General features: G+C 72.2%; 19 protein-coding genes and 2 pseudogenes. 10 read left to right on the forward strand and 11 right to left on the reverse strand.

What is annotated here, in order from left to right:
* Positions 1–17 precede the first annotated feature (17 nt).
* Both ABTY98_RS36075 and ABTY98_RS36080 read left to right on the forward strand, forming a co-directional pair.
* Positions 18–293, forward strand: coding sequence for a winged helix-turn-helix domain-containing protein (locus ABTY98_RS36075; protein WP_352225328.1), 276 nt, complete (start codon positions 18–20; stop codon positions 291–293).
* A gap of 340 nt (positions 294–633) precedes the next feature.
* Positions 634–873: pseudogene (locus tag ABTY98_RS36080) on the forward strand (MFS transporter); the annotation flags it as partial.
* 57 nt (positions 874–930) lie between these two features.
* On the opposite strand, the gene ABTY98_RS36085 reads toward ABTY98_RS36080, so the two are convergent.
* The 4 genes from ABTY98_RS36085 to ABTY98_RS36100 all read right to left on the reverse strand — a co-directional run bounded on the left by ABTY98_RS36085 (position 931) and on the right by ABTY98_RS36100 (position 2,833).
* Complete coding sequence (locus ABTY98_RS36085) at positions 931–1,692, reverse strand: XRE family transcriptional regulator (RefSeq protein ID WP_352225330.1); 762 nt, start codon at positions 1,690–1,692, stop codon at positions 931–933.
* Positions 1,693–1,888: 196 nt separating this feature from the next.
* Positions 1,889–2,302 carry an SH3 domain-containing protein gene (locus ABTY98_RS36090; RefSeq protein ID WP_352225332.1) on the reverse strand — a complete coding sequence of 138 codons (414 nt, stop codon included), beginning with the start codon at positions 2,300–2,302 and terminating at the stop codon, positions 1,889–1,891.
* Positions 2,303–2,430: 128 nt separating this feature from the next.
* Entirely contained in the window at positions 2,431–2,658 is a 228-nt protein-coding gene (locus ABTY98_RS36095) for a cupin domain-containing protein (protein WP_352225333.1), read from the reverse strand.
* Entirely contained in the window at positions 2,639–2,833 is a 195-nt protein-coding gene (locus ABTY98_RS36100; RefSeq protein ID WP_352225335.1) for a hypothetical protein, read from the reverse strand. Before ABTY98_RS36100 ends, ABTY98_RS36095 begins: the two co-directional genes overlap by 20 nt.
* Positions 2,834–2,926: 93 nt before the next feature.
* Between ABTY98_RS36100 and ABTY98_RS36105 the strand changes: the two genes are divergently transcribed.
* The 5 genes from ABTY98_RS36105 (at position 2,927) to ABTY98_RS36125 (ending at position 7,323) form a co-directional block, all read left to right on the forward strand.
* Positions 2,927–3,370 carry an Ldh family oxidoreductase gene (locus ABTY98_RS36105; RefSeq protein ID WP_352225384.1) on the forward strand — a complete coding sequence of 148 codons (444 nt, stop codon included), beginning with the start codon at positions 2,927–2,929 and terminating at the stop codon, positions 3,368–3,370.
* Between the two features lie 61 nt (positions 3,371–3,431).
* The gene (locus ABTY98_RS36110; RefSeq protein ID WP_352225336.1) at positions 3,432–3,965 is read left to right on the forward strand and encodes a MarR family winged helix-turn-helix transcriptional regulator; all 534 of its coding nucleotides are present in this window, start codon (positions 3,432–3,434) and stop codon (positions 3,963–3,965) included.
* A gap of 97 nt (positions 3,966–4,062) precedes the next feature.
* On the forward strand, positions 4,063–4,440 hold the full coding sequence (locus tag ABTY98_RS36115; protein ID WP_352225338.1) for a DoxX family protein: 378 nt from the start codon (positions 4,063–4,065) through the stop codon (positions 4,438–4,440).
* Positions 4,441–4,908 (forward strand): peroxiredoxin, encoded by a 468-nt coding sequence (locus tag ABTY98_RS36120; protein ID WP_352225339.1) that lies wholly within the window; start codon positions 4,441–4,443, stop codon positions 4,906–4,908. It abuts the gene before it with no gap.
* Positions 4,909–4,962: 54 nt separating this feature from the next.
* Positions 4,963–7,323, forward strand: coding sequence for an ATP-binding SpoIIE family protein phosphatase (locus tag ABTY98_RS36125; RefSeq protein ID WP_352225340.1), 2,361 nt, complete (start codon positions 4,963–4,965; stop codon positions 7,321–7,323).
* 13 nt (positions 7,324–7,336) lie between these two features.
* On the opposite strand, the gene ABTY98_RS36130 is transcribed toward ABTY98_RS36125, so the two are convergent.
* From ABTY98_RS36130 to ABTY98_RS36145, 4 genes and pseudogenes are all read right to left on the reverse strand, one after another.
* The gene (locus ABTY98_RS36130) at positions 7,337–7,771 is read right to left on the reverse strand and encodes a cupin domain-containing protein (RefSeq protein ID WP_352225341.1); all 435 of its coding nucleotides are present in this window, start codon (positions 7,769–7,771) and stop codon (positions 7,337–7,339) included.
* Between the two features lie 111 nt (positions 7,772–7,882).
* Positions 7,883–8,806, reverse strand: a complete 924-nt coding sequence (gene ligD, locus ABTY98_RS36135; protein WP_352225385.1) for a non-homologous end-joining DNA ligase — start codon at positions 8,804–8,806, stop codon at positions 7,883–7,885.
* Between the two features lie 75 nt (positions 8,807–8,881).
* On the reverse strand, positions 8,882–9,487 hold the full coding sequence (locus ABTY98_RS36140) for a DNA polymerase ligase N-terminal domain-containing protein (protein WP_352225342.1): 606 nt from the start codon (positions 9,485–9,487) through the stop codon (positions 8,882–8,884).
* Between the two features lie 54 nt (positions 9,488–9,541).
* A pseudogene (locus tag ABTY98_RS36145) lies at positions 9,542–9,719 on the reverse strand (aldo/keto reductase); the annotation flags it as partial.
* A 23-nt stretch (positions 9,720–9,742) separates the two neighbouring features.
* On the opposite strand from ABTY98_RS36145, the gene ABTY98_RS36150 reads away from it, so the two are divergent.
* Together ABTY98_RS36150 and ABTY98_RS36155 are read left to right on the forward strand one after the other, a co-directional pair.
* Positions 9,743–10,165, forward strand: a complete 423-nt coding sequence (locus tag ABTY98_RS36150; protein WP_352225343.1) for an MmyB family transcriptional regulator — start codon at positions 9,743–9,745, stop codon at positions 10,163–10,165.
* Positions 10,063–10,425 carry an MmyB family transcriptional regulator gene (locus ABTY98_RS36155; protein ID WP_352225344.1) on the forward strand — a complete coding sequence of 121 codons (363 nt, stop codon included), beginning with the start codon at positions 10,063–10,065 and terminating at the stop codon, positions 10,423–10,425. Before ABTY98_RS36150 ends, ABTY98_RS36155 begins: the two co-directional genes overlap by 103 nt.
* 4 nt (positions 10,426–10,429) lie before the next feature.
* On the opposite strand, the gene ABTY98_RS36160 is transcribed toward ABTY98_RS36155, so the two are convergent.
* Positions 10,430–11,260 carry an aldo/keto reductase gene (locus tag ABTY98_RS36160; protein WP_352225346.1) on the reverse strand — a complete coding sequence of 277 codons (831 nt, stop codon included), beginning with the start codon at positions 11,258–11,260 and terminating at the stop codon, positions 10,430–10,432.
* A 155-nt stretch (positions 11,261–11,415) separates the two neighbouring features.
* On the opposite strand from ABTY98_RS36160, the gene ABTY98_RS36165 reads away from it, so the two are divergent.
* The gene (locus ABTY98_RS36165) at positions 11,416–12,390 is read left to right on the forward strand and encodes a TauD/TfdA dioxygenase family protein (RefSeq protein ID WP_352225347.1); all 975 of its coding nucleotides are present in this window, start codon (positions 11,416–11,418) and stop codon (positions 12,388–12,390) included.
* A gap of 1 nt (position 12,391) precedes the next feature.
* Here the strand turns inward: ABTY98_RS36165 and ABTY98_RS36170 are convergent, their stop codons facing one another.
* Positions 12,392–13,420 carry an LLM class flavin-dependent oxidoreductase gene (locus ABTY98_RS36170; protein ID WP_352225348.1) on the reverse strand — a complete coding sequence of 343 codons (1,029 nt, stop codon included), beginning with the start codon at positions 13,418–13,420 and terminating at the stop codon, positions 12,392–12,394.
* A 66-nt stretch (positions 13,421–13,486) separates the two neighbouring features.
* Positions 13,487–14,989, reverse strand: coding sequence for a metallophosphoesterase family protein (locus ABTY98_RS36175; RefSeq protein WP_352225349.1), 1,503 nt, complete (start codon positions 14,987–14,989; stop codon positions 13,487–13,489).
* Positions 14,990–15,025: the final 36 nt, after the last annotated feature.

Below are 15,025 nucleotides of genomic sequence, written 5' to 3' on the forward strand. Positions count from 1 at the left end.
ACCACGCCGACCTGGTCGTGGACGACAGCACCTGCCGGGCCCGCCGGGGCGGCCGCGTCCTCGACCTCACGCCCGCCGAGTACCGACTGCTGCGCCACCTGCTCGTCAACGCACACAAGGTGCTGTCCAAGGAGCAGATCAGCCGGTACGTCTGGGGCGAGTTCCGGGGCGACAACGCCATCGAGCAACTGGTCTCCCGGCTCCGGCGCAAGGTGAATCCGGGCGGGCCCGCGCTGATCCACACCCGGCGGGGGATCGGCTACTCGCTGGGGGAGTCGCCGGGGGATCTGTGACTGCTTCGCGATGGAATCCGGGAGCAAATCCATATCTCCCCTCGTCGCCTGTCAGGTGGCGCCACCGGGGCGGCGGAACGCCGACCGCCCCGGCGGACGCACGGCGGCACTCCGTCACCTCAATGATCCATCTTCTTAAAGGAGTTGCAGTGACCATCCGGGTCGCACGCGATATCGCAACAGCACTGTCATGTGACGTGGACCACGTCAGCTTCATGTCAGGAAACTGACCGGAAGCGGACAGCCCTCCCTGTTTGCATGTGTTCATCGAGGCCTCGAGCCCATCGTCCCGGCGCTCCGCACCGAGCGGAGTCCCCCACTCCGAGGAGACAGAGATGGCTCCACCCCGGACAACCGGGCCACGGCCGTCGGCTGGACCTCGGGCATGGGCCGCTTCGGTGCCGTCTTCGGCCCCTGGCTCGGCGGCCGGCTGCTCGCGGCGGGCAACGGAGACTGGGGCTTCACCGCCTTCGCGCTGGCCGGTGTCTCCTCGATGGTGTTCATCGGCATCGCCGCCCTGCGCTCGGCCAGGCAGCCGCAGCGCAGCAACGACCGGGAGCAACTGGTCGCCGCCCACTGACCGGTGTCCGCGACCGGTCCGGCGCCGGGCTCCTTCCACGGGCGCGGCGCCACTTCTTCACTCCTCCAGGCCGGGCTCGGCCTCCAGTCCGGTGCACGCCAGCTTGTCCTCGACCTCCGCACACGCCTCCACCCCCCGGGGTGTCGGCACCGCGAGCATCGGGCTGGTGTAGCCGACGGAGTCGGCGGCGGGATAGCTCGCGGAGAGCACGTCCTGCCCGGACCGGACCGAGACCTCCCGGGCGTGCGGGGCGTGCAGCCGCACCTCGGACCACGCCGTGCCGCAGGTGGGGGAGTAGCGCAGCCGGACGTCGTACGCGGTGCCGGTGACCCTGCTCTTGGTCTGTGCGTCCCGGGCGCACGCCGAGGCGTCCGGCAACTCGCCCTGACAGGACCGCCCGTGACAGCGCGGCGCCCCCGACACCGGCTGCGCACCCTGGGCGGCGCGCCGGTCGGACACGGTCACGGCGGCAGCCGTCACCCCGGCCACGGCGAGCAGCGCGAGCGCCGTCAGCGGCAGCCGCCACCACCGCCTCGGCCGCGGCTCCGGGGCCGGAGCCGCGGCCGGCCGCTCTTCGGCGGCCTCGCACAGCGCCACCACGGCCGCCGGGTCGGCGCCCGCGAGCCGGGCCAGTGCCTCCACGGCCGGGCGCGGCGGCCGTTTGGCGCCGGTGAGATAGCGGTGCCAGGCGGACTTGCTGTACGGGGTGCGGGCGGCCAGCGCCGCCAGGCTCAGCCCCGTACGCTCCTTCAGCTCGCGCAGGCTTGCCGCCGGGGACTCGTCGGGTGGGGTGGTGGTCGCTCCTTCGGAGTGCCGCATGTCGCGTGCCCCAACTTCATTACGCTATGGGCGTTTCGCCCCTGTTGCCGGGATGGCTTCCCATGGGTACCGGGGGCGCAATCGGCGAACTGGGGTGAAGAGGGTGAATCGGGGGGTGCATGCCGAAGGCCTGTTCGGGAACGCGGGGTTCCCGAACAGGCCTTCGGCGGTCAGGGAGTACGGCGGGAGGAACCCGTCAGCACCACGGAACGGCGTGGCCGACCCGGACGTAGCGGCTGGAGACGAACCCCTTGCGGTGCGGGAGCCGGTACCAGGTGTGGTTGCCGCGCACCGAGCCGCCGTACGCCTTGCAGGCCACCGGGACGAACCGGTTGTTGTGACGGTGGCCGACGACGCGGTAGCGGGTGCTCGGGCCGGAGCGGACGTTGAGCCGGACGTGGTGGTGCGTGGTCACCCGGCCCAGGGTGCGGTAGTAGTGACGGTGGGCCGCCGGGGCGGGCAGGGTGGTGTAGTTGTAGTACTGGACGACGATTCCGTGCGGTGCGGGGTTCGGGGTGGCGGCGCTCGCGGTGGCGGCCCCGGCCGTGGGCAGGAACGCGAACACCGCCACCGTGGCCAGCAGGCCGCTCTTCAGGATCCGACGGGACATGGAAACCTCCGTGCTGTCGTGCTTGTGACCACGAAGCGTGATCACAGTTCGGAGGATTGCCATGGCCGAGGGCGACCATGTCGTCCCCGCGTGCCCCGGGACGCCTGGGACGTCCCCGGGGACGGGGCTCAGCCCATCTGGTCCTCGGCGGAGAGGTGCTCGACCGTCTTTCCCGTCTCCGTGAAGGTCCGGGTGACATATCCCGACGAGTACACCCACAGGATCCGCAGCGGGGTGTCGCCGAGGTTGCGGAACAGGTGGGGGACGGGGGACGGGATGTGGGTGGTGTCGAACCGCTCCAGCCGGGTCACCTCGACGTCCACCCAGACCTCCGCCTCACCCTCGAGGACGGTCACGTGCTCGTCGCAGTTGTGCGAGTGCAACGGCGCGCCGGAGCCGACCGGATAGACACATCCCGCTCGTGATCAGGTTCTCCCCGCCCGCCGACGGCGTGGTGATCAGCGGTGTCGACAGGACCGCACCGCCCCGGTCGAGCAGGGGTACGGACGCGGCCTTGATGATGGTGGTCATCCGGGGGTTCCTCTCCGCTACGACGTTCTACGCCGACCGACGTCAGGCCGCGAGCCCGCCGACGGGCGCCCCCTGGCGTGCAGTTTTCGCAAGATCCGCCAGGCCAGGGCGAGCGGAACCCCGCTGCCCGAGGGCGCGGCCGCGACGGAGGACGGCACCCCGACGACCGACCCGGAAGAGGCGGTCGTGCCGCTGCCGCTGGGCGGCGCGAAGGGGTCCGGTACGTCCCTGGCCTTCGAACTCCTGACCAGCGTGCTGGTCGGGGCGCCGGTCTTCTCCTTCCACGCGGGCGACCGCAGGCACCGGCAGAACGCCCTGCTCATCGCCCTCGATCCGGCGGCCTTCGGCGACCCCGAGGCCTTCGTCGGCGCGGTGGACGACACACTCGGCACCCTGAAGGGCCTTCCGGCCGCGGACGGTGCCGACGGGGTGTTCTATGCGGGGGAGCGCAGTGCGGCGGTGGCCGAGGAGACGGGCCCGCTGAAGGCGTCATGGAACATGACCGCGCGGGCCCGGTCGGTACGCGCTGTGCAGTAGGGTGCGTAAACCCACGCAGTAACTTACTTGAGTTACGCAACGATATGGTAAACTGGCTGGTATGCCCACAGAACCCCTGCCAGCCGTCCCCGCCGCCACGCCGGAGGTCATCGAGATCGAGCGTGCGCTGACGCGCATCACCTATCTGAGCACCCGGGCCCGGCAGCACGAGCGGCTGATGGCCCTCGCCGGTGTCCCGCTGGACCGCGCCGCGGTGGCCCTGCTGCGCCAGGTCGCCGACTCCCAGCCGCTGCGCCCGGGGGAGCTCGCGCAGCGGCTCGGAGTCGAGGCGTCCCATGTGACGCGGACGGTGCAGCAGCTCCAGAGGTCGGGCTATGTCACCCGGGTCCCCGATCCCGACGATCGCCGCGCCCAGCGGATCGAGCTCACCGACGCCGGACGGGAGGCCGTCGACCGGGTCCGGGACGCCGGGGCGCGCGGGATGCAGCTGGCCCTGGGCGAGTGGAAGCCGGCGGAGCTGCGGCAGCTGGCCACGCTTTTTCACCGCATGGTCGACGACTTTCTGACGTACGCGGTCGAGGACGAGCCCGGCCCGGAGTCCGGCGAGACGGTGCCCTCGGGCCGGACCGTGTGAGCCGCCGGCCTGTGCGGACGACCCAGCACAGACCCTGACGGCGAGCGGGCCGGTACCGCCCGGTAGTGTCCTGCGGCAGGCCGTCAGAGGAGGCGCCGTGTCCCGGTCCGAACGTTCACCCCTGCTGCTGGCGGGGCTGCTGGCCACCGCCGCAGTGGCGCACTTCGCGGCGCCGAAGTCGTTCGACGCTACGATCCCGAAAGCACTGCCGGGCTCGCCCCGGGCCTGGACGTACGGCAGCGGGGCCGTGGAACTCGCGCTGGCCGCCGGGATCGCCCTGCCGGGCACCCGCAGGGTGGCGGCCCGGGCGGCCGCCGCCTTCTTCGTCGGCGTGTTCCCGGCCAACGTGCAGATGGCCGTCGACTGGCGAAAGCGGCCCGAGCCGCTCAGGACCGCGGCCCTCGTCCGCCTGCCGCTCCAGGTCCCCCTGGTGCTGTGGGCGCGCGGTGTCGCACACAACGAGGAGGGCCGATAGATGGCGGGAACCGTCGAGGTCGGGAGCAAGGTCGAGGACTTCGCGCTGCCGGACGAGACCGGCACGACGCGGACACTCACGGAACTGCTGGCCGACGGGCCGGTCGTCCTCTTCTTCTACCCGGCCGCGCTGTCTCCCGGCTGCACCACCGAGGCCTGCCACTTCCGGGACCTGGCAGCCGAGTTCGCCGCCGCCGGCGCCAGGCCGGTCGGGATCAGCGGGGACAGCGTCGAGCGCCAGCAGGAGTTCTCCGGCAAGCACACGCTCGGCATGCCGCTGCTCTCCGACAGCGACGGCACGGTTCGCGAGCGGTTCGGCGTCAAGCGCGGCATCGCACTGGCCCCCACCAAGCGCGCGACCTTCGTCATCGCCCAGGACCGCACGGTCGTGGAAGTCGTCCGCAGCGAGCTGCGCATGAACACGCACGCCGACCGGGCGCTCGCAGCACTGCGCGGTCATCAGGGCTGAGACGGCCCGTCCCCGCGCTTGATGCAGTGGGGCACAGGTCCCATCCTGGGGCGTATGGAGCGTGTCGCAGCCGCGGCGATCATCGATGCCCTGGGCAGGGTGACGGGGTGGAGCGAAGGCGCGCGGGTGCTCACCGGACGCCCGGCGGAGCAGGTCGTGGGCCGGCCCGCCGCCGACCTGCTCGCCGAGCCGGTCCCCCCGGCAGCGCTCGCCGCCCGCTCCGGGACCGTCGCCCTGCGCCACGCCGACGGACGCCGACTGGAGATCGCCCTGACCGCCTGCCCGGTCCTCGGCCCCGACGGCGAGACCACCGGATACGTCCTCACCGCCGACCCGCCCTCACAGCCCGACCCCACCCTGGCCGGACAGGCCTTCCAGCAGGCCTCCATGTCCATGTCGGTCTTCGACGTCCACCAGCGCTACCTCCGCGTCAACGACGAGGCCGGCCAGGTCATGGGCGTCCCCGAGGAGGCCCTGCGCGGCCGCTTCTTCCTGGACACCGTCGAGGACACCCCGCACAGCCAGGGCTTCCTGAGCCATCTGCGCCAGGTCGTCCGGACCGGCCGGCCCGCCCGTTACGAGACCTTCACCGGCGCCCCGGCCCTCAGCCGGGAGCACGCCTGGAGCATCGAGATGTGGCCCCTGCGTGACCCCGACGGCGAGCTGACCGCCGTCGCCCTCGCCGCCTTCGACAGCACCCCGCAGTACCTGGCCCGGCTGCGGCTCGCCCTCCTCAACGAGGCGGCCACCTCCATCGGCACCACCCTGGACGTGGTGCGCACCGCAGAAGAGGTCGTCGAACTCATCGTGCCGCGCTACGCCGACTTCGCCAGCGTCGACCTGCTCGACTGGGTCCTCGGCGCGGAGGAACTGCCCACCGTCCCGGAGGGTGACATCGTGCTGCGCCGCGTCGCCCACGGCTCGGCGACCGAGGGGACCCCCGAGGCGGCCGTACGGCTGGGTGAGACGGAGGTGTACCTGGCGTCGTCGCCGCCGGCCCGGGCACTGCGGGAGGGGCACGCGGTGGTCAGCCAGTCCGGCGAGCCGGAGTTCCGCCGCTGGGTCGCGGAGCGCAACGCCCGTGCGCCCGAGGGCCGCAGATACCGTCGGGGCGTCCACTCCATGATCGCCGTACCCCTGCGGGCCCGGGGCGTCCTGCTCGGCGTCGCCGTCGGCGTGCGCATGCGCCACCCCGACGCCTACGCCATCGACGACACCGTGTTCGCCGAGGAACTCGCCAGCCGCGCCGCCGTCTGCATCGACAACGCCCGCCGCTTCGCCCGCGAGCGCTCCACCGCTCTCGCCCTCCAGCACAGCCTGCTGCCCAGCGGTCTGCCCGGCCAGGCCGCCCTCGAGGTGGCCCACCGCTATCTGCCCTGCGGATCGCTGGCCGGCATCGGCGGCGACTGGTTCGACGTGATCCCGCTCTCCGGCAGCCGGGTCGGCCTGGTCGTCGGCGACGTCGTCGGCCACGGCATCCGCTCCTCCGCCACCATGGGCCGGCTGCGGACGGCCGTACGCACCCTCGCGGACGTCGACCTGCCCCCCGACGAGCTGCTCACCCACCTCGACGACCTGGTGACCCACCTGGCCGCGGGCGGCTGTGGCGAGGAGGTCGCCGAACTGGGCGCCACCTGCCTGTACGCCGTCTACGACCCGGTCTCGCGCCGCCTCACCCTCGCCGCCGCGGGGCATCCGGCACCCGCCGTCGTACTGCCCGGCGGCGAGGCCGAGCTGGTCCCGATGACCGCCGGGCCGCCGCTCGGCGTCGGCGGGCTGCCCTTCGAGGCGGTGGAGCTCGACCTGCCCGAGGGAGCCGTCGTCGGCCTCTACACGGACGGCCTGATCGAGGACCGGGACCGGGACGTGGACCGCGCCACCGAGGAGATGTGCCGGGCGCTGAGCGCACCCGCCGACTCGCTGGAGGCCCTCAGCGACAACGTGCTCAAGGCCGTCCTGCCGGAACAGCCCTCCGACGACGTCGCCCTCCTGCTGGTCCGAACCCGCGCCCTCGGCGCCGACCGGGTCGCCACCTGGGACGTCCCGCCCGACCCGGCCGAGGTCGCGCACTTCCGGCAGGCGGCCACCGAACGCCTCGCCGTCTGGGGCCTGGACGAGGCCGCCTTCGTCACCGAACTCGTCGTCAGCGAACTCGTCACCAACGCCATCCGCTACGGCGAACCGCCCATCCAGCTACGCCTGATCCGCGACCGTGCGCTCATCTGCGAGGTCTCCGACGGGAGTTCGACCTCACCGCATCTGCGTCGCGCGCACGCCTACGACGAGGGAGGCCGGGGCCTGCTCCTCGTCGCCCAGCTCACCCAGCGCTGGGGCAGTCGGCAGACCGGCAGCGGCAAGACCATCTGGGCCGAACAGCCGCTGCCCGAAGGGCCGTTGCCGGTCATCGACGCCTGACGGCGGGGCCGGTCTACTGGAAGTCGCAGCCCGGGTTGGGCACCGACTCGGAGTACGGCGAGCCGTGCGGGAGGATGTACAGCACGTCCAGGACCAGGTCGGTGTCGCCCAGGTTGGCACCCAGATGCACATCGCCAGGACCGCCTGGCTCGTACACCGTGCCGCCCTGCCGGTAGACGCCGTCCCCCTCGCAGTCCGAGTGGAAGTGGCTCAGCGTGCCCTTCTGGACGTATCCGTAGACCGGGCCGTCGTGGAAGTGCCAGCCGGTGCTCTGGCCGGGCGGGACGGTGATCTCCCGCAGGACGTAGTCCGTGCCGCCGACGGTGGTCTGGCTGATCAGCCGGCCGGTCACACCGGGCCCGGCGGGGGTGGCGTAGGCGGTGCCGCAGGTCAGCAGAGTGCCGGCGGCGACCGCCCCGGCCAGGGCGGTACGGAGCGCGGTGCGCATACGGAGGGCCTCCTGAGCCGAAGATCGAGTACCTCCGTGAACATAGGCCCCCAGTGGGCCGGCCGGGGCGGGAACGCCGCAAATCCCGGTGGACCGGGGCAACGCCCGCGGTCATCCGGCCGCCCGCTCCCGGACCACCTCCCGGGGATCCTTGTCCGTCCGCAGCCCGAGGAACCGCGGATGCCGCAGCATCCCGTCCCTCGTCCACTCGGTGAACGCGATCTGCGCGACGAGCTCCGGCTCTGTCCAGTGCACCCGGTCCGCCCGCACCGGCCCGTCGAACGGCGAGCCCCGCACGGCCAGTTCGTCGAGCCGCTCACGCAGCGCCAGCAGGGTCCGCCGGTCGAACCCGGTGCCCACCTTGCCTGCGTACCGCAGCCGCCCCTGCTCGTAGTAGCCGAGCAGCAGCGCGCCAAGCCCCACACGGCTGCGCGCCGGTTCGGTGAACCCGCCGACGACGAACTCCTGCTCCTGCGAGCACTTCAGCTTCAGCCAGTCGGTGGACCGCCGCGGCACATACGGCCCGTCGGCCCGCTTGGCGATCAGTCCCTCCCAGCCGCGGGCGCACGCGTCGGCGAGCAACTCGGCACCACCCGCGTTGCGGTGGGGTGTGAAACGCAGCGGCGAGCGGTAGGCGAGCGCCCGCCGCAGCAGCGACTTCCGCGCCCGCAACGGCAGTCGACGGGTGTCGCGGCCCTCCAGGCGGAGCAGATCGAAGACGTAGTACGTCACCGAGACCCCGGTCGCCTCGATGTCCCGCTGCCGGGTCAGCCCCAGCCGCTGCTGCAGCCGGGAGAAGTCGGTGCGGCCGCGGGAGAAGGCCACGATCTCCCCGTCCACGGTGAAGTCACCCGACTCCTGCGCGGTGAGCGCCGCTCCGACCTCCGGGAAGGTGTCGTCGAGCCGCTGACCCGTGCGGGACAACAGCCGGGTCCGGCCGCCCTCCCGCACCACCAGCATCCGGACCCCGTCCAGCTTCCGTTCGAAGACCCACCCGTCGCCGAACTCACGGCGGTCACTGAGGGTGGCGAGCATGGGGTGGGCGGCCAGTTCCACACCCGGCGGGGCCGGAGGGAGCCGGTCGTCGTCCGACGGGCCGGGCACCGCCCGTCACCCTTCGCCCGCGTCCGCCGCGACCTGGGCGAGGGTGCGGCCGGAGGTCACCGAGCGGGCCCGGCGGGGATCGGGCGTGCCGTGGCCGCCCGACCGTGCGGCCCCCTTCTTCACCAGCAGCCAGGCGTCGTCGCCGTCGCTGCCCCGGAAGCGGGTCAGGGCGTACTCGCCGTGCAGCTTGGAGCCGTGCAGCCGGAACGTGGCGTGCCCCTGCTCCAGCGACTCCTCGAAGCCGACCGGCCGGCCCTTGCGGTCGTGACTGAGCGGCTCGTACCAGCCGTGGTCCCAGACGATCACCGTGCCGCCGCCGTACTCGCCCTTCGGGATGACGCCCTCGAAGTCCTCGTACTCCAGCGGATGGTCCTCGGTGGGCACGGCCAGCCGCTTGTCCCCCGGGTCGGCCGACGGGCCCTTGGGGATCGACCAGGACTTCAGGACCCCGTCGACCTGCAACCGGAAGTCGAAGTGCATCCGGCGCGCGTCATGGATCTGCACCACGAACCGGGGCCGCTCGCCGCCCGGACCCGACTGCCCGGCCGGCTCCCGGGTCCGCCCGAAGTCACGCTTGTCACGGTACCTACGCAGCCGCTCGTCGCCACCCACCACGGCTCCCTTCGTCGGAGGTGCGCCCCGAGTACCCGGCTCCGTCGCTCCCGATCAGCCCGCGGTCTGCTGCCCGATCCCGTCCAGTTCGGTGATCGCGTCCTCGGGGCAGCACCAGGGAGGCGGCCGCGATGTTCTCCCGTAGGTGCTCCGGCGAGGAGGTGCCCGGGATCAGCGCGATGTTCGGGGAGCGCTGGAGCAGCCAGGCCAGCGCGACCTGCTGCCGAGGCGCCGAGCCTGGAAGCCCTCGCCCGGGTGCTGGGCCTGGACCCCGACGCCACCGCGTACCTCGTCGCCCTGACCCAGGACCGCCCCGCCGACGTACGGCGTGCCCGGCGCACCCGGGCTCCGCTCCAGCCCGAGCAGGTGCCCGCGAGCATCCTCCAGCTGATCGACGGCTGGACCCGCAACCCCGCCCATGTCCAGAACCGCTACACCGACTGCCTGGCCGCCAACGCGCTGTGCACCGCCCTGTCCCCGAACTACACGCCCGGCGTCAACCTGATGCGGGCCGTCTTCCTCGACCCGGCCGAGCGGGCGTTGCGCGGCGACTGGGAGGGCTCACCGAGGGAGGTGTGGCCGCCCTGCGCGCGTACGCCGGACCGGACACCGATGACCCGAGGCTGCGCGACCTGGTCGGTGACCTCTCCCTGCGCAGCGAGCGGTTCCGCACCCTGAGGGCCCGGCACGAGGTAAGTCCCCGGCGCGGCCGGGTGAGCCATCTGACCCACCCACTGGTCGGCGAACTGAAGCTGCACTCGAACAAACTGTCCGTGGACGGCACCGACGGACTCACCCTGGTCGTCTGCCACGCCGAGCCCGGCAGCCGCGACGCCGAGCTGCTGGACATCCTCGGGAGCCTCACCGCGACCGGGGCGGAGCGGGAGACTCCCCACGAACGCCCCCAGGCACGTCCCCGGGAGCGCAGGGAGGAGTAGCCGCTCAGAACTCCTCGTGGCTGTCCGGGTCACCGCCGAGCCTTTCGTGGGGCCGGTCCGAGATGGCGGCCATCTGGGCCTCACTCAGCCGGAACCCGAAGACGTCCAGGTTCGCCCGCTGCCGCTCGGCATCCGCCGACTTCGGGATGGCCACGGCACCGAGCTGGACGTGCCAGCGCAGGATCACCTGCGCGGGCGTCACCCCGAGCGCCTCCGCCACGCCGACGACGGCCGGGTCCTCGAGCAGCAGGCTGCCCCGGCCGAGCGGGCTCCAGCTCTCGGTGACGATGCCCTTCTCGGCGTGGAAGGCGCGCAGCTCCTCCTGCGGGAACAGCGGATGCAGCTCCACCTGGTTCACCGACGGCAGCACCCCGGTCTCCTTCTCCAGCCGGGTGAGGTGCTCCTCGGTGAAGTTGGAGACGCCGATCGAGCGGACGAGACCCTCCTCGCGCAGCTTGATCATCGCCTTCCACGAGTCGACGTACTTGCCGACCCGGGGGTTGGGCCAGTGGATCAGATACAGGTCCACGTACTCCACGCCCAGCCGCTGCCGGGACTCCTCGAAGGAGGCGAGGGTCTCCTCGTGACCGTGGTGCCGGCCCGGTAGCTTCGTCGTCACCACCACCTCCTCACGGGGGACGCCGCTGCTCGCGACACCCCGGCCGGCACCGGTCTCGTTGCGGTAGTTCACCGCCGTGTCCACGAGCCGGTAGCCCGTCTGGAGCGCACGGCGAACGGCCTGCTCGGCCTGCGTGTCGTCCATCGGCCAGGTACCCAGGCCGATGGCGGGGATCGCAGAACCGTCGTTGAGTGAGTACGTCGGAATACTGATCACGATGAGACCTTCCCTCGACGTTGTCCTCCTCCACCCTCACGGACGGGGGGAGTGGCGATCAAGCGGGGCAGACGCGTCCGGTCACGTCTTTTGCCGAGCGCGCCGGGCTGTCACGATCTTCGAAGAGAGCGGTACCGGCGAGCATCGGAGCACGCATGACGACGGACAGGGGCACGGCGGAGCAGGCGGAGCGCGTCGCGGGGGCCGAGGTGAAACCCGTCGCCGGGCACATCGGGGCCGAGATCACCGGCGTCGACCTCGGCGCGGACCTCGACGACGCCGTGGTCGCGCTGATCCGCGAGGCGGTGCTGCGCTGGAAGGTGGTCTTCTTCCGCGGGCAGCGGCTGGACCACGCCGGGCATGTCGCCTTCGCCCGGCGGTTCGGTGAGCCGGTCGTGCTGGGCAGGCGGGGCAGCGCCTCGCCCGCCGGCTTCCCGGAGGTGGAGACCACCGCCGACCGGCTGGAGCTTGGCGGACGGTTCGGGATGGAGCACGAGGAGTGGCTCCAGCGGCGCCGGCACACCCTGCTGCGCGGCTGGCACTGCGACCACGGCGCCCGGATCGACCCGCCCGCCGCGACCATCCTGCGGGCCGAGACCGTCCCGCCGTACGGCGGCGACACCACCTGGGCCAACCTGGCCGCCGCCTACGCCGGACTCTCCGCACCCGTGCGCGCCTTCGTCGACGGACTGCGCGCCGAGCACCGCCTGGGCGTCGGCTACCAGCCCCGGCCCGGCGACGACTTCTATCTGCGCCATCTCCTCGACCATCAGGTCGCCTCGGTGCACCCGCTGGTGCGCGTCCACCCGGAGACCGGCGAGCGGGTGCTGTACGTCAACGGCTACTACGTCGAACAGATCACCGACGTCTCCCGCCCGGAGAGCGCCGCACTCCTGGAGATGCTGCTCGAACAGGCGGTACGCACCGAGTACACGGTCCGCTTCCGCTGGGAGCCCGGCAGCGTCGCCTTCTGGGACAACCGGGCCACCATCCATCTCGCGCCCAGCGACAACGCCCACCTCGGCTTCCCCCGGGTCATGCACCGGGTGATGCTGCACGGCGAGGTGCCGGTCGGCGTGGACGGCAGGCCGTCGGAGCCGGTGACCGGCACGGACGCCGGCCGCTGGTGACTCAGAGGCCCGGCTGCCGGCCCAGTGCCGGGCCCAGACGGGTCGCCATGTCGGTGAGGATCTGCACATAGTCCTCGTGCTCGAACGTGAACGGCAGCGCGAACGCCACCTCGTCGACCTCCCGGAACGCGGCGTGCGCGTGCAGTTGTTCGGCGATCTGCGCCGAGGTGCCCACCAGGTCCGGCGCGAACAGTAGCCGCGCAGGGCCCTGCGGGGCCGCGGTGCGGGGTAGCCGCTTGGCCGCGTACGCCTCGTACTTGGCGCGCTGCTCGGGCGTGGCGGAGTCGGTGGGGATGACGACCAGCCCCTGCGAGACCCGGGCCGCGTCACCGTCCGGGTGATGGGCGCGGAACTCACGGATGTGCGACAGCTGGATCTCCGCGAAGTCGTGGGGGCCGTCCGGCCCCTCGGGCTTTACGACACTGCTGGTCAGGAAGTTCATGCCGTGCTCGCCCGCCCAGCGCGCGGAGCCGACGCTGCCGCCGCCGTACCAGAGCCGCCGCCCGAGCCCGGGGGAGTGCGGCTGGACCACGTCGGAGAACACTTCGAATCCCTCGACCCCGCTGAAGTCGGTGGCCGGCTTGCCCCGCACGAAGTCCAGCAGCCGCCGCACCCGCTCGTAGCTGAAGTCCTCCGTGTCGGCCGTGTCCGGGTAGAGGGCCTCCTTGACCTGCTCGTAGTGCATGGGCGGGCCCACGCTCACGCCGGGGTTGAGACGGCCGCCGGACAGGATGTCGACGGTCGCCAGGTCCTCGGCGAGCCGTAGCGGGTTCTCCCAGCCCAGCGGGATCACCGCGGTGCCCAGTTCGATACGGCTGGTGCGCTGCGAGGCCGCCGCTAGGACGGCCACCGGGGACGAAATGCCGTACTGGAGATGCCGGTGGCGCACCCATGCGCTGTCGAAGCCCAGCCGCTCGCCCAGCTCGATGATCTCCAGCGTGGACTCGTGCCCCTTGCCCGGATCCGCCCCGTCGAACAGGCCGATGGTGAGGAAGCCCAGTCTGCGCAGCGGGCGGGGGGTGGACGGCACGGGTCCTCCAGCGGTCGTACGTCAGTTCTGCCCCGATTGTGGCACCCGAACATTGCGGGAGTGTGATCAGACGAGCGGGATGGTGATCTCGTCCTCGACCGGTGGATCCAGCTCCTGCACACGGTTCCCGGTCGCGGCGAAACAGCGCAGCCGCACCGCCTCCGGGCTCACGTCGAGGCGCAGGAAGCACTTGAAGAAGGGCGGGCTGTAGGTGGCCGAGCCGGGGGAGAACAGCTGGGTGTAGATCTTCTTCACCGGCAGCCGGAAGTGGGAGGTGCGGTCCGGGCGGCCGCCGGCGCCGAGCAGGCTCGCGACCAGCCGGGTGCGGCGGGTGACCCGGGTGCCCGGGCCGGGGGCGCGTCCGGGCTCGATGCCGAGGCGTTCGGCGATCACGGCCGTGGCCTCCGCCGCGGTGAGCGTGAAGAAGCGGGGCATGCGCAGCCGGCGGCCGTACAGCCGGCTGTAGAAGGCCAGGGAGTCGCCGCGCAGCGGGTAGCAGCGGAAGTCGTCCTCGGTGACGTTCGCGACGGAGATCCGGGGGATGGTGTGGGTGGCGTGCATGAAGGCACCGCCGCCGCCCGCGACCACGTACTGGATGGTGCGGCCGGCCACGTCGACCGGGTAGCGCTGGTAGTTGTGGATGTCGCCGCCGATCGCCGCCACATAGTGGTGGGCCGGGTCGCGGACGATGTCGTCGACGGTGCCACCGCCGTCGATCGGGCATGGATGGTGCGCGCCGTCCACGTACAGCGGCGAGCCGGTCACCAGGATCTTCGGGCGCGGACCCCGCGACACCTCCCGCAGCCAGGCGCCCTGTTCGGCGTCGACCGTGCCGAGCAGACCGGTGTCGATGCCGACGATCCGCACCGGGCCGGCGTCGATGGCCCAGTAGGGGCCGGGCTGTACGGCGGTCTGCTCCTGCGCCGACCGCAACTTCCGTGCCTCGGCCAGGAGTTGCTCGTCCGCCGGGCTCGGCCGGTGCCACAGCAGGGTGCGCCACCAGGCGCGGGAGAGGGGACGGGGTTTCGGATCGGGCGGCAGCGGCGGGGCGTCCTCGCAGAAGACCCGCATGAACGCACCGAGGTCCTCGTACCAGTCGTGGTTGCCGGGTATCGCGTATATCGGCGCCGGATAGTCCTGGTAGGGGCGGAAGAACTTGGTGCCGTAGTCGTCGGTGGCGCCGACCGGATAGATCACGTCGCTCGCGATCACCGCGAAGTCGGTGTCCTGACTCACCTTCAGAAAGCCGGGCACGACGGCGTACTGGGAGTCGTCGCCCTCACCGGTGTCACCGATGACCATGAACGAGAACCGTTCGGCCTCAGCACGCCGGATCACCTTGTCGGCCGCTGCTCCGGCGGCCGCCCGCTGGGCCACCCAGCGGCTGCGGGTACGGCCGGTCGGGTCGCCGAACCAGGACGCCAGCACCCCGTTGCGGGCGGCCCACATGGTCCTGGGGTTGAACCAGAACAGCTTCTCGACATGGCCAGGCATCAACTGGCGATAGGCGCCGCGCTCGGCATCGCCCCAGCCGGCGCCTTCTGCGGTTTCGCGTGAGGAGTCAGACACGCGGGCACCGTAGCAACGATCAACGAGCGGGTGACG

Origin of the sequence: Streptomyces sp. NPDC096040 (assembly GCF_040303265.1) — a bacterium.
Lineage (GTDB): Bacteria > Actinomycetota > Actinomycetes > Streptomycetales > Streptomycetaceae > Streptomyces.